The sequence below is a fragment of the Acinetobacter calcoaceticus DSM 30006 = CIP 81.8 genome, from assembly GCF_000368965.1.
Lineage (GTDB): Bacteria > Pseudomonadota > Gammaproteobacteria > Pseudomonadales > Moraxellaceae > Acinetobacter > Acinetobacter calcoaceticus.
Map to the genome: position 1 here is coordinate 908,185 of NZ_KB849780.1, position 13,918 is coordinate 922,102.

The window sequence follows — 13,918 nt, forward strand, 5'->3', positions numbered from 1 at the left end:
AAAAAGCCATTCAAAAGAATGGCTTAAAAAAGTTTAGTTAATTAAATGCATTTTTTCAAAAAGTTCTTCACTTATACTATTCACCGTTTGGGGAATAGCAAGACCTGCTATAAAACGGTCAGGTCTTAATATCACCATAGATTGATTTGTTTGACCGAACCAAGTACGGATTTCACTATCTGCATCACCGATTGTAATGAAATCTGCATTAGAAGTTTGATTGGGTGCATCTAATTGCACGTTAGGGACGACTTGAATAAATTTTATACCTAACTTAATCCATTTTTTCATAATAGTGGGTGAGATGCCCCAAGTTGGATTGACTCCCCAAGCGAGAATGGCAAAGTTATTTCCAATGACATCATCTAATAAAATTTTGTCTTTGTTTCCAAACTGTACATGAGGCTGTATGAACATCTTTCCAACAGGTGTATTTTTTCCTGAAAATGGCGCCAATATTCCCTCATTATATTTTGGCATTGGCTTGAAACGCATTTCTAGTAAATAGCGTTTTATGGGTTGTATGTAGTTCAATACATAAGAAATACTATCGCGAACAACACCTTGCCATTTTTTCGGTGGGGCAAGTACATGACCCGCTAGAACGGATAAATTAATCATTGCTTGCGCGTGGTCTTTCCTTTCTAGTTGATAGCTATCAAGAATTTCAGGGCTTGCCACTTTTTTGATGACCAAAGCCATTTTCCAAGCAAGGTTAAATGCATCACGCATACCACTATTGTAACCTTGGCCCTGCCACACAGGCATAATATGTGCAGCATCGCCTGCCAATAAAATACGGTCTACGCGGAAACGATCTGCAATACGTGCATTATGTGTATATACACGTTGGCGTATGACTTCAATATTATCGGTATGAGGTAAAACTTTTCCTAATAGACGATTAATGTTCTCAGGTTTACTAAGTTCTTCTTGGGTCTCTCCCGGCATTACCATAAATTCAAAACGTCGGATGCCATGTGGTAAAGCTGCTGATACGTAAGGACGAACTGGATCACAGCATAAATATACATGAGGGGTAGCTAATGGATCGTTTGCAAGATCAATAACAATCCATTGGTTAGGTGCTGTTTTTCCTTCAAAATTAATATTGAGATTACGACGTACAAATGAATTTCCGCCGTCACAAGCAATAAGGTACTGTGCTTGAATAATTTCTTGTTTTTTGTCTTTTGTAGTGAGGTTTAAAGTTACGTGATCTTTGTCTTGAGTAAAACTATTTAAGTGGCGTGAAAAAAATACCTGTGTTGTTGGGTATAACGCTAAACCTTCAAGTAAAACACGGTCAACTTGAGGTTGAATAAATGCATTACGACGTGGCCAACCAAATTCGCGAGTCATCGGCTGGATATCTGCAAAGCAACGTCCTTTAGGAGTTAAAAAGCGCATTGCATGATTTGGGGTGGTATGCGGTAAAACTTGTTTAATTAATCCTAAAGATTGGATTGTTCTTAATGATTCATCGTCAATACCAATGGCTCTTGGATAATCAATAAGCTGATCTAATTGTTCAATAACAGTAACTTGTACACCTTGCTTACTTAAGTAATTTGCAATTGTTAATCCAACAGGTCCTGCCCCTAAAATTGCAACTTCCGTGGTGTGATGTTGAGTTTGATTCACAGTAAATATCCCTTACTATCAAGTTTTCTTATTAATATCAAACTTGAAAGAAGGTTGAATTTAATCAATAGTTTAATAAGTGAATTTTAAAAAGCAGGATGTATATTTAATTTTTTTTAATATATTGTATTTAAAAGAGTTTTTATATTCTTGCAATAGTTTTTTTAAATCCAATCATTGTTTTAAATTATAATTGAAGGATGTCGCTTTTAAAGCTAAAAATTTATTCATTGTAAAAATAATAAAACTTTTATTATCAAGGATTTGTCTTACTAAAAATACAAATATTATAAACTTTTATAATGCGTAACAGTTATACAATGCCAAATAAGTTGCCATGATGGAAAATAGTATTTCTGTCACAAATCACTCTAAATGGCAGACATAATCAATCACTTCATTTGTCATAATTTTAAATTTACTATTTTCAGGAACATTAAAAGATTCACCGCTAGAATAAATTGTAGCTTCTGGTTCATCGCCAATTTGAACAGTGCATTTCCCAGAAATAATTTCGATGCGCTCTGGCACATGAGTTTTAAATGTTAAAGCCTTATCTGATGGAAGAATAACTCCTAGAGTCTTTTTTGTTCCATCAGCTAGCTCAATTACATGACTAATAGAATGCCCCTCATAGTAGACATTCGCTTTTTTTGTTATAGAAACAGAATCAAATTGATTTGGCATTTTTTGTATCTCTTTATTGTACTAAATATTATTAAGATAATAATAAAAGTTCCTCTGAATCTTCAAGCTATAAAATTACATTTTAGGTAAGCAATAAAAGTAACTTTTCTCTCAAGTAGGTCACTAACGAGAAATTAGTAAATATCAATTAAATGATTCAAAAATAAAAAGCCCAAAGTGAGAGCTTTCTAATCTATGAAATACCTTTAGGGTCTTGAGCAAAAGGTAAGCTAAATAAGGCAATGGCGTGCAAGATAAACTGATGACTAAAGTCTGGTTAGTAGATTTAATACTACCTGAGCATCTTCAACGACATCTAGTCGAGGCACCTAGTTCATTTAGCAACTTTGTTAAAGGTCCATCGATTTTTTAGTTGAACTTTTTTAGAAACTATAAGGTTGAAGTTAACTTGAAATTCAAGGCCTTAATTTTGGTATGTAAAATCTTTGAAATTAAAAAGAAATAAAATAAAAACAATTAAAGATTAAAAAGATACAAAGTTAATTAGAGTCTTCATATAAATTTTATTTTTAAAAGACGATTAAGATGATTGGCCTTAAAGTTAACTTTAAGCTTGATATAAATATTCAAACCTTAATAACGAACCTATAAGCAGATTTTCAGCAGGAGAATAAAGATGGGATATGTAACCACAAAAGATGGCGTAGACATTTTCTATAAAGATTGGGGACCACAAGATGCCCAAGTTTTATTTTTTCATCACGGTTGGCCTTTAAGTTCAGATGATTGGGACACACAACTACTTTTCTTTTTGGGACAAGGTTATCGTGTTGTAGCTCATGATAGACGGGGACATGGTCGTTCGAGTCAGGTGTGGAATGGTCATGATATGGACCACTATGCAGACGATGTTGCAGAGGTGGTTAAACATCTCAACATTAAAAAAGCAATTCATATTGGTCACTCAACAGGCGGCGGCGAAGTGGTTCACTATATCGCTCGTCATGGCGAAGAAAATGTTGCAAAAGCTGTGCTTGTCAGCGCAGTACCACCATTGATGGTTCAAACTGAAAATAATCCCGAAGGTTTACCAAAAGACGTATTTGATGGCTTACAAAAACAGGTTTTGAATAACCGTGCACAATTTTACCGAGACCTTCCATCTGGGCCGTTCTATGGTTTTAACCGACCTGATGCGAAACCATCTGATGGGATAATTGCCAACTGGTGGCGTCAAGGAATGATGGGGGGAGCAAAAGCGCATTACGATGGGATTGTGGCGTTCTCACAAACTGACTTTACCGAAGATTTAAAGAAAATCACGATTCCTGTTTTAGTATTGCATGGTGATGATGACCAAGTTGTGCCTTATAAAACTTCTGGGGTGAAATCGGCAGAATTGCTTCAAAATAGCCAATTAAAAATCTACCCAGGTTTTTCTCATGGCATGTTAACCGTGAATCATGAAATTATTAATGCCGATTTATTAGCCTTTATCCGTGAATAATTAAAAATAAAAACATCCGATTGTGAAAAGAGGCATGCTGAATGCCTCTTTTTTTAGTTCATAACTTTACTAAGCACACACTTTCAGTAACAGGTTTCTATGCTTTGATAAATCAATGAACAGAATTATAAATATCAAAATGAGGTGAAAAGATGTCTAAACGCATATTACATGTCGTGACCAATGTTTCACGTTATAAAGATGTAGATGAACCCACAGGTCTATGGTTAGGTGAACTTACCCACGCCTATGATGAGTTTGAAAAACAAGGATATATTCAGGATATTGTGAGTCCGAATGGCGGAAAAACACCTATTGAACCAAAGTCACTGGGTGCGTTGGTTGCTGATAAATCGGTAAAAGCGAGAGAAGATGATCAGGCATTTATGACCTTGCTTGCCAACACCCATAAACCGTCAGATATTCATTGGGAAGATTATGACGTGATCTATTACACGGGTGGTCATGGGGTAATGTGGGATTTTCTAGACAACCCTGAACTTCAAGAAATCACCAAAAATATTTATGAAAAAGGCGGTATTGTTTCAAGTGTATGTCATGGCTACTGTGGTCTATTAAATGTAAGGCTTTCCAATGGTAAACGGCTTATAGACGGGAAGAAGTTAACTGGCTTTGCATGGAGTGAAGAAATTTTAGCAGGGGTAGCAAAAAAGGTGCCTTACAATGCCGAAGAGTTAGCAAAAGAGTATGGTGCAGACTATGAAAAGGCTTTAATTCCATTTGCACCCCATGTGGTTCAAGATGGAAATTTAATTACAGGCCAAAATCCATTTTCTGCTAAAAAAACTGCTTTAGAAATTATAGAAGCTTTAGAAAAGACCTAGGTTTTATATATTAAAAATAATCCCCAAAAGAGAAGTCAATCATGACTTACAACTTTTGGGGATTGTTCTATTTTGAAAAGCTAACTTTAAGGAACAATAACAAAATCAGGATTTGCTATGGCAAACACAGCCTCACGGTCTGCCGCAGGTGGATAAATCCAGACAGTATTAATTTCCTGCTTAATTTTTTTGGCTTCTTCACGAACAAATTGAACCTGACGGTCCCAACCTTCGCTATAGAGAGCACCCCAAGGGCCTAAATCAACACAAGTCACATACTTCGGTTGACTATATGCATGAAGTGGTAAATCAACCAATTCTGCCGCAGCATTGTAACCAGCCACACGGCCTAGGCTCATGGCATGTTGGCAAGACATCACGTTAAAATTACCGAACTCGTCGGTTGGAACTTTTACAGTATCTCCCGTCACAAAAACATTTTTTGCTTCAGGTGCATGTAAATAAGCATCCCCAATCAAACGGCCTAAATTGTCTTTTTCACCAGCAATTTGAGAGGTGAGCGAGTTAGCTCTCATGCCAGCTGTCCAAATGACGGTTTCTGTTTCAACTTTTTCGCCATTAGAAAGTGTTACCCCTGATGCATCGAGTGCTGTAACTCGTAGGCCAGCTTTGCCTTCCACACCCAGCTCGCTAAGAGCTTCACGAATAACAGCAGCAGCTTGGTCACCCATCGCTGCACCAATTTCTGTAGATGAGTCTACTAAAACTACACGCACATCAGTTTCACCTAAAATACTACGCAGTCGTTCAGGCATTTCGGTGACTGTTTCAAGTCCAGTTAAACCGCCACCAGCAACCACTACAGTATTACGTGCTGCATTTGCAGGTTTATTGGCTAAGTTTTTAAGATGTTGATCTAGTTTTTCGGCATCTTCTAGTGTACTTACGCTAAAGCCATATTCTGTAAGGCCCGGTATAGGAGGCATAAAAGTGGTACTTCCAGTTGCCAGAATAAAACGATCATAGCTTAAGGTTTGCTTGTTGCCATCGATGGTTGAAAATTCGATTGTCTGTTGGTCGACATCAATTTGATTTACCCAACCTGCTAGATATTTAATCCCAACAACGCCTAGTAACTCTGAAATATCAGGATTCATGTTTTCTAGTACAGCTTCATAAAGACGAGGGCGAATACCAACATTCGGGCTAGGGGAAACCATCACTACTTCAATATTTTGTTCTTGCGAAGCTAGGTGAATTGCTCTTTGTGCAGCAAGTGCAGCCCATAAACCAGCAAAGCCAGAACCTGCAATAATAATACGCTTACTCATTTGATTATCCTTTTGATAGGTTTTTCGGACAACAAATTCCAGCTCATCACAAAATTTAGGGTGAGCGAATCCTTTCTCTGATTGTCCGAAAAATCTGAGAAGGTGTTTAAAACGATTAGGGGAGTTTTATGTCAGGGTTTGAGGCCCTATCAGTTCGTTAGTCGGGGGTATCCCGTGATATTTTATTTTTCCGCATTTTTGCTGTTCTTCCTTCGATGCGTTCATTGATCCAGCCATTTACATCACTAAAAAATACGTCGGGTGCATAACGGCCAAAACGGTCTGCAATATCACCAAGTGTATGAGAACCTAGCGCATCTCGCATGGCTTTTTCGGCCTGTAACATCACGGCGTGCACTGCACACACACCACTGGTTGCCCAATCTGGCGGGGCATGATTAAAGACCGCACATTTCCCACGGACTTCTTGGCACTCAAAAAGCGGTTTTTCACCTTCGATTGCATTCACGATATCTAAAAAACTGATTTCATGAGCCGGTTTGGCCAGTAAATATCCACCGCGAACACCTTCTTGTGCAACAACAAGGCCTGCCTTTTCAAGTTTAGGAAAAATCTTGGCCATAAAACTCGGAGAGACTCCTTGTAATTCAGCAAGATCCTTACTACTCAAAGGTTTATCTTCATTGTTCACAAGAAAAAGAAGACAGTGAATCGCATACTCGACGCTACTAGTGATATAAGCCATTTAATTTCATAATTGATCAATTACAAACACAGACTAATGGAGTCTGTGTTTTAAGTCAATAATAAAACTAAGACAAAGTTAGTCCTAGTTTTAAGTAAACTCTGTTAAATTGTTAATTATGAATTTATCTATTTGAATAATTTAAGTTTTAATAAATAAAAAGATTTTAATAATTTATAAAAAAATTTATTTAGTTCTCTTGAGCGTAGAAATGTCTAATAGATGTTTAATGAGTTGGTTCACAACTTATAAGTAAGATAGAGAAAAGGGGGAAGAGCAAAAGCATTCTTTTACTCTCCAAATAATTTCTTCAAACTTACGAACGCCACCAATAATTTTCGACATTTGGCTCGTTTAGATTGAGTACTTCACCCATTTGTGGTGTGCTAATGCCTAAATCTTTTTGTTTAGCCAAACCGACAATACGTTCAAATGGGTCGTCCCAAGCATGAAGTGCTAAATCAAAAGTACCATTATGCACGGGTAACAAATGACGTCCTTTTAAATCGATATGTGCTTGTAAAGTTTGCTCTGGTTGCATATGAACATCGGGCCATTCAGGATCATAAGCCCCAGTTTCTAACATGGTCAGATCAAATGGACCATAACGATGTCCAATCTCTTTAAAGCCGTCAAAATATCCCGTGTCACCACTAAAAAATACACGTAGATCATTGTCAATAATCACCCATGATGCCCATAAAGTTGCATTACTGTCGCTCAAGCTTCGGCCCGAGAAATGATGAGCAGGGGTAGCAACCAGTTCTAAACCATCAATATGTGTGGTTTCCCACCAGTCGAGCTGTTGAACTTTTTCTGCTGGAACTCCCCATTTAATTAAGGCATCACCCACACCAAGCGGTGTTATGAAATGCTCAACTTTGTCTTTAAGTTGCATTACTGCGTGGTAGTCCAAGTGGTCGTAGTGGTTATGCGACAAAATCACGCCTTTAATTGGCGGTAGTTCGGCAATGCTGATAGGCGGTTGGTGAAAACGTTTTGGTCCAATCCACTGAAAAGGAGAGGCACGCTCCGAAAAAACAGGGTCGGTTAGCCAAAACTCATCGCGAAATTTTAACAATATAGTCGAGTGCCCCAGACGAAAGAGAGAGCGGTCAGGTGCACTAAGAAGTTGTTCTTTCGACAAACTTAAAACCGGAATTTGTTTATTTGGAACTGTGTCTTTCGGTTTGTTAAATAGAAACTTCCACATCAACTGAAGTGACTTACCAAAAGAAGGCTTGTGCTGGTTCGGACGTGTATTTCTAAATTTGCCGTCGTGTTGCTTTGAAGGCATTAAGGGAGAAGGCAAGTCTGTTGTGTTTGAAATAGTCATCTTGTTTTTCCTTTAGTGGAATAAACCTATATGTGCAAATAAGAACTTTAAGAGTACTTATTAATATCTATATAAATGAGTATTTACTCACTCATTAATTGGTTCAAAAATAAGGACGCCGTAGGTCCTTATCTTTTATTTATATTGAAACTGCATGCCAAAATGCTTCAAAACCCGATTTGCGATAACGCTCGGTTTGAGAAGGGTCTTGGGCAATAAAATTCAGTGTGACTTCGGCTAGCGCCCCCAAAATTGAAGCAATAAATAACGGTGGGTAGTCACGTAGTGTTCCACCATTAATATGTTCTTGAATATTTTGGGTCAGATCGCAAAAGGTTTGCATACCAATTTGTTTGCTTTGCTCGGTAATTTGCTCAGAGGTTGAAAGCTGTGCCATTACTTTGCGTTTGAGTGGAGCTTCTAAACTCCAGTCCAAATAGCTTTGCCAAATATGAGACATTTGTGTTTGCAAATCGGAGTGAGCAGGGTAATTGAGTATCATTACCTGACGCAGTTCAGCTTTTAGTGAAAGATAGAGCTGATTAAGCAACTCTTCTTTGCTACTAAAATAGGTAAATAAAGTACCTTCTGCTACACCAGCGACTTTGGCAATTTTTGAGGTCGACGCACGTTCGCCAAGCTCTGCCAATGTTTCTATAGCAGCACTTAAAATTGCATTACGTTTATCTTCACTACGAGGACGAGCCATACACAAATATATTAATTGAGTGATTACTCAATCATACATAAAAATAGCTAGAGTGCAAGAAATGTTTTGTAGAGGAGGTCAAATTTACGAACACGCCAATAAGCTCAGAATTTTAAAAAGATTATAGATTTATTTTATATTGTTAAGCTTACATTTAAGATTTTCCTTAAGTATGTAATTAAATGAAAAACAATAATTAATTAAATATTTTCTAGCCAATTTCACATTGACACCTTAAATATTGCAGATTACCATTTGCGGGCTGGCCTACATTGCCAGTCGGTTTTGACGGACCGATGATCGACCACATCAGATTATTCCTTCTGAGGAATAGTTTCATGTGTGCACACCTCGTTCCCTCCCGTAGCGGTAGGACGGGAGTGGGACACTTTCGAGTGTGCTGGATGTCGAACCCAGTCCGTCAACCCACTTCCGTTCTGCCACCATAATTTATAATGCTTTGGCAGAACTCCATACTTAAAGGAGTTGGCTTTGCACATTCATTATTTCTTGGCAGCCTTTGCCAAAAGCTATATCGACACAACTTAACCCATCTTTAAACGGTTTGATGGCCTTTAGGCTTGTCGAACTTTAAATCATTTCGTTTAAAAACTTAGCAACAATAAAACTTGAGATGTGCCAAGCACAGTCTTTATGGCTTTGTTACGCCTTTTTTCACCCTTAAAAGGGTCAAGGCTTTTTATATCTCATTTATATACAACAAAAATTTATTTTATAACGGTAAAACTATGCCACATTCAGATCTCCCATTTCGTGCTTTAAGCGTGCTTCATTCTGCAAGATATCTTTTTAATAAACATGGCTTTCACAATGTCGGGGTAGACCGAATTATTGAAGCAGCAAAAATCCCGAAAGCCACGTTTTATAATTATTTTCACTCAAAAGAACGTCTTATTGAAATGAGTCTGACCTTTCAAAAAGATGGTTTAAAAGAAGAATTACTTTCAATTATTTATGTTCAAAAAGACTTAACGCTAGTTGAAAAACTTAGGAAAATTTATTTTTTACATGCCGATTTAGAAGGGCTATATCATTTGCCGTTTAAAGCTATTTTTGAAATTGCGAAAACACATCCAAAAGCGTATCAGGTCGTAATTGACTATCGAAACTGGTTGATCAAGGAAATTTATAATCTGCTTTTAACAACTAACGCAAATGCTTCAAAACAAGATGCGCACATGTTTTTGTTTGTGATTGATGGAGCAATGGTTCAGCTTTTAGACCCGAGTAAACCAGATGAACGGGAGAGGTTGCTTGAGTATTTTTTGTTGGGGTTGGGGTGAAAGAAAAGCATTTTAATCTATGAATCTAAAATAAAATTTGTTTTATCAAGTAGTCAATGTAATTTCTATTTTTAGAAATTTAAATAAATGCATCTTTATTAGTCATATATTTTTATCTTCAATTATAAAATTTACAATGAAAGAAAATGTCACATGAAGTAGGTAGCCTTATAATGATAAGTATGTAAATTTAAAAATGAATCATATTAAAGAATGGACAATTAATATGGCTAATCAAAAAAGTGATCAACACCGGCAACAAGAGAGTGATCAAGATCGCCAAAATAAACTGCAAGATCAACAATTCGAGCAAAACCAACAGGATCAACAACAGCAACAAAACCACCAATACCAACACCATATACCAAATCAACAGCGGCAACAAAACGTGAAAGATCAGAAAGATATACAGCGGCAAAAAGATCAGCAAAACTGATAAAACTATCGCAAACGTATAAAAAAACCTCAATATCTCATTGAGGTTTTTTTATACGTATTTAAGCCTATTTCTTGTAGCAGAAAGCATCCTATAAATATCATGATTTTTTATTTAAGGAATATCCTTTACCTATGCCAAATCACTAGAGTTGAATTTGCCTATTGCTGAATTGGTCAGTCAATTATTTCAAAATATGGTGGGAGCTAGAGACGGCGAGCTTGATCATTTTGGTTTAATTCGTGAGTTAGAGAGGATGAATCATTTACCTCTTTGATTTTATAAAGCTACTACGAATGGTCGAGTAATTAAGATCTTTAATGATTTGACCATTCGTAGTGTTTTTTATTTAAATAAATGCTCAAAGTTCAGCAATATTATTTAAAACGACTTTCCCTTTTGCTCGTCCAGTATTTACATATTGGAGCGCTTCTTTAATTTGAATAAAGTCATAGGTTTGGTCAACTACGGGTTTAATTTTTCCAGCTTCGACCAATTCGGAAATTTTTGAGAGCTGCTGACCATTTGGCTGCATAAATAGAAATGAATAGGTAGCGCCACGTTTTTTTGCTTTATGTCGGATTGACCAGCTTAGAAGTGGGATAACACATTTTAGAAAACGGTTCAGATTAAATGCGTCTGTAGTTGCTTGATCGGGTGGACCTGCAAGACTGATAAGTCGCCCACCACGTTTAAGTACATTGACTGATTTCTCTAAGGCTTTTCCACCTTGCGTATCTAAAACCACGTCATAGTCTTTAAGTTCTTGCTCAAAATCTGTCGTTTTATAGTCAACAATGATGTCGGCGCCTAGCTCTCTAACCCAACGAGCGTTTTTACCACTTGTTGTAGTTGCAACAATAGCCCCTAACGATTTGGCAAGTTGAATTGCGATTGAGCCAACACCGCCTGAACCTGCATGAATCAGTACTTTTTGTCCTGGCTGAACTTTTGCCATTTCAACCAGAGCTTGCCATGCTGTTAATGTAACTAAAGGTAAAGAGGCCGCCTGCTCCATAGAAAGATTTTGAGGTTTAAGTGCAAGTGAAGACTGTTGAACCACAGTATATTCAGCAAAAGCACCGTTTAAATCTGTCTTGGCATAGACTTCATCTCCGGCTTTAAACTGAGTAACGTTCGATCCAACTTCTACGACTGTACCTGCAAAATCATTGCCTAATATGAAAGGAAACTTCAGTGGCAGAATTGCTTTAAGTTCACCCTCTAAAACTTTTAAGTCGAGAGGGTTAATACTTGCAGCATGAACTTTAACAAGTACAGCGTCTGCTGTCAGTGGTGGTTGAGATTGTTCATTGAGCTGTACGTCATCAATGTTGCCATAACGGCTAATGTAGGCTGCTTTCATTTGAAACCTCTATTTCTCGAAATTATTTTTAAAGTTTTATAGGCTTGGGTTTGTTCTAAACTTTCAAGCTGCGGTGAATTAATTTGTCAAAGATCTTTGCAGGTGCAAATCGTCTTAACGCTTTTAAGCTTTTTGCAGTTTTTCCTGCTGTGTAGCGTGGTACGACCTGTTGGCTTTGAATGACGGTTAAAATTGTATTGGCAACCACACTTGGGTCATCTGACTTATTAATTGAATTAATCATTTGTTTATGTAGCTTTTCACGCGTTTGATCGTAAAAAGAAATTTTATTATCTGCTTCGAGTAAGTTTACTCCCAAAGACGTATTGGTGTAAGCAGGTTCAATAAGTGACACACGGATGCCTTGTGATCTTAATTCGTGATCTAAAGATTCGGAGTAACCTTCAAGTGCATGTTTTGATGCAGAGTAAAGTGCGCCAAAAGGCAGAGGTAAAAGCCCAAGAATTGAACTGATATTTAAGATCAATCCTGATTTTTTCTGGCGCATATGTGGAATTACTGCACGAGTCATTCGAACCGCACCAAAAAAATTGGTATCAAAAATAACCTGTGCTTGTTGCATTGAGCTTTCTTCGGCACCAGCAGGCGCTATTGCAAACCCAGCATTATTAATTAAGACATCAATTTTTCCTTCGGTTGCTATTACTTTTTCAACGGCTTGGGCAACTGAATCATCTTGATTTACGTCTAACTCAATAAGATGGAATTTGTATTTTGATGAATCTTTTGCTTGTCGGCTTGTGCCATAAACAATAAATCCAGCCTCATGTAAAAGGTTTGCTGTTGCTAAACCAATACCAGAAGATGCACCTGTAATTAGAACTACTTTGCTGGTCATGTCATGTTCCTTACTTAAATTTTGTAGTCAATTAACGAATGAATTTCGACTTGATTTTTTAATCATAATCTAAAAATAAAATAGTTACTACTAAAAAGATAGTGACAATATTTTTTACATGCGTATAGTGGGTATTAAATCGATACTTACTCTGTTTTTATCTTTTCTCCCTTTGGAAGATCACTCATAAAAACAGATGAATCAGATCAATGAATTAAATTTGAGGATCAGAGAAATGAATTTTTTATTAAATACAGTTGCTATGAGTTTGACGGCGATATCTATTTTTAGTGCTCCCTTAACTCAGGCAGAGGTTGTGCCATCGGTTTCTTTTAATCAACCATCAATTCAGGCACATAAAGTGTCATCAAGTGCTGTTAGCAATCCGCAAGCAGGGCAACACGCCGAGCAAGATACAAATTGGAAGAATGTACCAACTCAATTTATTAGTGCAGGTGGCGTTAACTTCGCTTATCGAGAATATGGTCAACAAAACGGTGGAACACCTGTCATTTTCTTAAATCATTTGGCTGCTGTACTAGATAACTGGGACCCACGAATTATTGATGGAATTGCGGCTAAACATCATGTTGTTGTGTTTGATAATCGCGGCGTTGGTGCTTCGACTGGTGAACCAGCAAAGTCAATTGAACAAATGGCAGATGATGCGATTGCTTTCATTCAAGCAAAAGGATTTAAGCAAGTTGATTTATTCGGCTTCTCGATGGGCGGCATGATTTCACAAGAGATTGTGCTAAAACAGCCGAATTTGGTTCGAAAAATGATTTTATCGGGAACTGGCCCTGCGGGTGGTACTGGAATTAGTACCGTAGGGCGAATTTCTAATTGGGATTTAGTCCGTGGAATGGTTACCCGTCAAGACCCTAAGGTTTATCTCTTTTTCACTCGTACAGAAAATGGTAAAGCTTCTGCAAAAGCCTTTATTCAACGTATTAATGAACGTACCGAAAACCGAGATAAAGAAATCACCATTTCTGCCTATCGTGCCCAGCTCAAAGCATTAAAAAAATGGGGAAGTAAAAAACCTGCTGACCTTTCTGTGATTCAACAACCTGTTCTTGTTGCTAATGGTGATCATGACCGAATGGTGCCAACAGTAAATACTTATGATTTAGCAAAGCGTTTACCGAATAGCTCACTTGTTATCTATCCAGATGCAGGTCATGGGGGAATATTTCAGTTTAATGAAGATTTTGTAAAACAATCACTTACATTCTTAGCTAAATAAGAACTTAAATTTAGGAC

General features: G+C 37.3%; 13 protein-coding genes and 1 pseudogene. 6 read left to right on the forward strand and 8 right to left on the reverse strand.

What is annotated here, in order from left to right; all coding sequences use genetic code 11:
- Nucleotides 1–33: 33 nt before the first annotated feature.
- On the reverse strand, nucleotides 34–1,644 hold the full coding sequence (locus F936_RS09205; protein ID WP_005046847.1) for a bifunctional 3-(3-hydroxy-phenyl)propionate/3-hydroxycinnamic acid hydroxylase: 1,611 nt from the start codon (nucleotides 1,642–1,644) through the stop codon (nucleotides 34–36).
- A gap of 366 nt (nucleotides 1,645–2,010) precedes the next feature.
- Nucleotides 2,011–2,331 (reverse strand): pyrimidine/purine nucleoside phosphorylase, encoded by a 321-nt coding sequence (locus F936_RS09210; RefSeq protein ID WP_005046848.1) that lies wholly within the window; start codon nucleotides 2,329–2,331, stop codon nucleotides 2,011–2,013.
- Between the two features lie 637 nt (nucleotides 2,332–2,968).
- Here F936_RS09210 and F936_RS09215 point away from each other — a divergent pair.
- Nucleotides 2,969–3,799 (forward strand): alpha/beta fold hydrolase, encoded by an 831-nt coding sequence (locus tag F936_RS09215; protein WP_005046849.1) that lies wholly within the window; start codon nucleotides 2,969–2,971, stop codon nucleotides 3,797–3,799.
- A gap of 152 nt (nucleotides 3,800–3,951) precedes the next feature.
- Nucleotides 3,952–4,644: a type 1 glutamine amidotransferase domain-containing protein gene (locus tag F936_RS09220; RefSeq protein WP_005046850.1), complete on the forward strand. Its 693-nt coding sequence runs from the start codon at nucleotides 3,952–3,954 to the stop codon at nucleotides 4,642–4,644.
- A gap of 86 nt (nucleotides 4,645–4,730) precedes the next feature.
- Here F936_RS09220 and F936_RS09225 read toward each other — a convergent pair whose 3' ends face one another.
- The 4 genes from F936_RS09225 to F936_RS09240 all read right to left on the reverse strand — a co-directional run bounded on the left by F936_RS09225 (nucleotide 4,731) and on the right by F936_RS09240 (nucleotide 8,687).
- Nucleotides 4,731–5,936 (reverse strand): NAD(P)/FAD-dependent oxidoreductase, encoded by a 1,206-nt coding sequence (locus F936_RS09225; RefSeq protein ID WP_005046851.1) that lies wholly within the window; start codon nucleotides 5,934–5,936, stop codon nucleotides 4,731–4,733.
- A 157-nt stretch (nucleotides 5,937–6,093) separates the two neighbouring features.
- On the reverse strand, nucleotides 6,094–6,642 hold the full coding sequence (locus F936_RS09230) for an RrF2 family transcriptional regulator (RefSeq protein ID WP_005046852.1): 549 nt from the start codon (nucleotides 6,640–6,642) through the stop codon (nucleotides 6,094–6,096).
- 316 nt (nucleotides 6,643–6,958) lie between these two features.
- The gene (locus F936_RS09235) at nucleotides 6,959–7,978 is read right to left on the reverse strand and encodes an MBL fold metallo-hydrolase (RefSeq protein WP_005046853.1); all 1,020 of its coding nucleotides are present in this window, start codon (nucleotides 7,976–7,978) and stop codon (nucleotides 6,959–6,961) included.
- Nucleotides 7,979–8,117: 139 nt separating this feature from the next.
- Nucleotides 8,118–8,687: a TetR/AcrR family transcriptional regulator gene (locus F936_RS09240; protein ID WP_005040257.1), complete on the reverse strand. Its 570-nt coding sequence runs from the start codon at nucleotides 8,685–8,687 to the stop codon at nucleotides 8,118–8,120.
- 749 nt (nucleotides 8,688–9,436) lie between these two features.
- Here F936_RS09240 and F936_RS09245 point away from each other — a divergent pair.
- The 3 genes and pseudogenes from F936_RS09245 to F936_RS18765 form a co-directional block, all read left to right on the forward strand.
- A complete protein-coding gene (locus tag F936_RS09245) occupies nucleotides 9,437–9,991 on the forward strand; it encodes a TetR/AcrR family transcriptional regulator (RefSeq protein ID WP_005046854.1) in 555 nt (184 codons plus the stop codon).
- Nucleotides 9,992–10,217: 226 nt separating this feature from the next.
- Nucleotides 10,218–10,427 (forward strand): hypothetical protein, encoded by a 210-nt coding sequence (locus F936_RS09250; protein WP_005046856.1) that lies wholly within the window; start codon nucleotides 10,218–10,220, stop codon nucleotides 10,425–10,427.
- A 130-nt stretch (nucleotides 10,428–10,557) separates the two neighbouring features.
- A pseudogene (locus F936_RS18765) lies at nucleotides 10,558–10,704 on the forward strand (NAD(P)-dependent oxidoreductase); the annotation flags it as partial.
- An 84-nt stretch (nucleotides 10,705–10,788) separates the two neighbouring features.
- Here F936_RS18765 and F936_RS09255 read toward each other — a convergent pair.
- Entirely contained in the window at nucleotides 10,789–11,793 is a 1,005-nt protein-coding gene (locus F936_RS09255; protein ID WP_005046858.1) for an NADP-dependent oxidoreductase, read from the reverse strand.
- A 55-nt stretch (nucleotides 11,794–11,848) separates the two neighbouring features.
- Nucleotides 11,849–12,652 carry an oxidoreductase gene (locus F936_RS09260; RefSeq protein ID WP_005046860.1) on the reverse strand — a complete coding sequence of 268 codons (804 nt, stop codon included), beginning with the start codon at nucleotides 12,650–12,652 and terminating at the stop codon, nucleotides 11,849–11,851.
- Between the two features lie 235 nt (nucleotides 12,653–12,887).
- Here F936_RS09260 and F936_RS09265 point away from each other — a divergent pair, with 235 nt between their 5' ends.
- On the forward strand, nucleotides 12,888–13,901 hold the full coding sequence (locus F936_RS09265; RefSeq protein WP_005046861.1) for an alpha/beta fold hydrolase: 1,014 nt from the start codon (nucleotides 12,888–12,890) through the stop codon (nucleotides 13,899–13,901).
- Nucleotides 13,902–13,918 lie beyond the last annotated feature (17 nt).

What these genes read in the sequence shown, in the direction of transcription:
- F936_RS09220 (WP_005046850.1), top strand. Translation starts at nt 3,952, where the DNA reads ATGTCTAAACGCATATTACATGTCGTGACCAATGTTTCACGTTATAAA.
- F936_RS09265 (WP_005046861.1), top strand. Translation starts at nt 12,888, where the DNA reads ATGAATTTTTTATTAAATACAGTTGCTATGAGTTTGACGGCGATATCT.
- F936_RS09235 (WP_005046853.1), bottom strand. Translation starts at nt 7,978, where the DNA reads ATGACTATTTCAAACACAACAGACTTGCCTTCTCCCTTAATGCCTTCA.
- F936_RS09225 (WP_005046851.1), bottom strand. Translation starts at nt 5,936, where the DNA reads ATGAGTAAGCGTATTATTATTGCAGGTTCTGGCTTTGCTGGTTTATGG.
- F936_RS09245 (WP_005046854.1), top strand. Translation starts at nt 9,437, where the DNA reads ATGCCACATTCAGATCTCCCATTTCGTGCTTTAAGCGTGCTTCATTCT.
- F936_RS09255 (WP_005046858.1), bottom strand. Translation starts at nt 11,793, where the DNA reads ATGAAAGCAGCCTACATTAGCCGTTATGGCAACATTGATGACGTACAG.
- F936_RS09250 (WP_005046856.1), top strand. Translation starts at nt 10,218, where the DNA reads ATGGCTAATCAAAAAAGTGATCAACACCGGCAACAAGAGAGTGATCAA.
- F936_RS09240 (WP_005040257.1), bottom strand. Translation starts at nt 8,687, where the DNA reads ATGGCTCGTCCTCGTAGTGAAGATAAACGTAATGCAATTTTAAGTGCT.
- F936_RS09210 (WP_005046848.1), bottom strand. Translation starts at nt 2,331, where the DNA reads ATGCCAAATCAATTTGATTCTGTTTCTATAACAAAAAAAGCGAATGTC.
- F936_RS09230 (WP_005046852.1), bottom strand. Translation starts at nt 6,642, where the DNA reads ATGGCTTATATCACTAGTAGCGTCGAGTATGCGATTCACTGTCTTCTT.
- F936_RS09215 (WP_005046849.1), top strand. Translation starts at nt 2,969, where the DNA reads ATGGGATATGTAACCACAAAAGATGGCGTAGACATTTTCTATAAAGAT.
- F936_RS09260 (WP_005046860.1), bottom strand. Translation starts at nt 12,652, where the DNA reads ATGACCAGCAAAGTAGTTCTAATTACAGGTGCATCTTCTGGTATTGGT.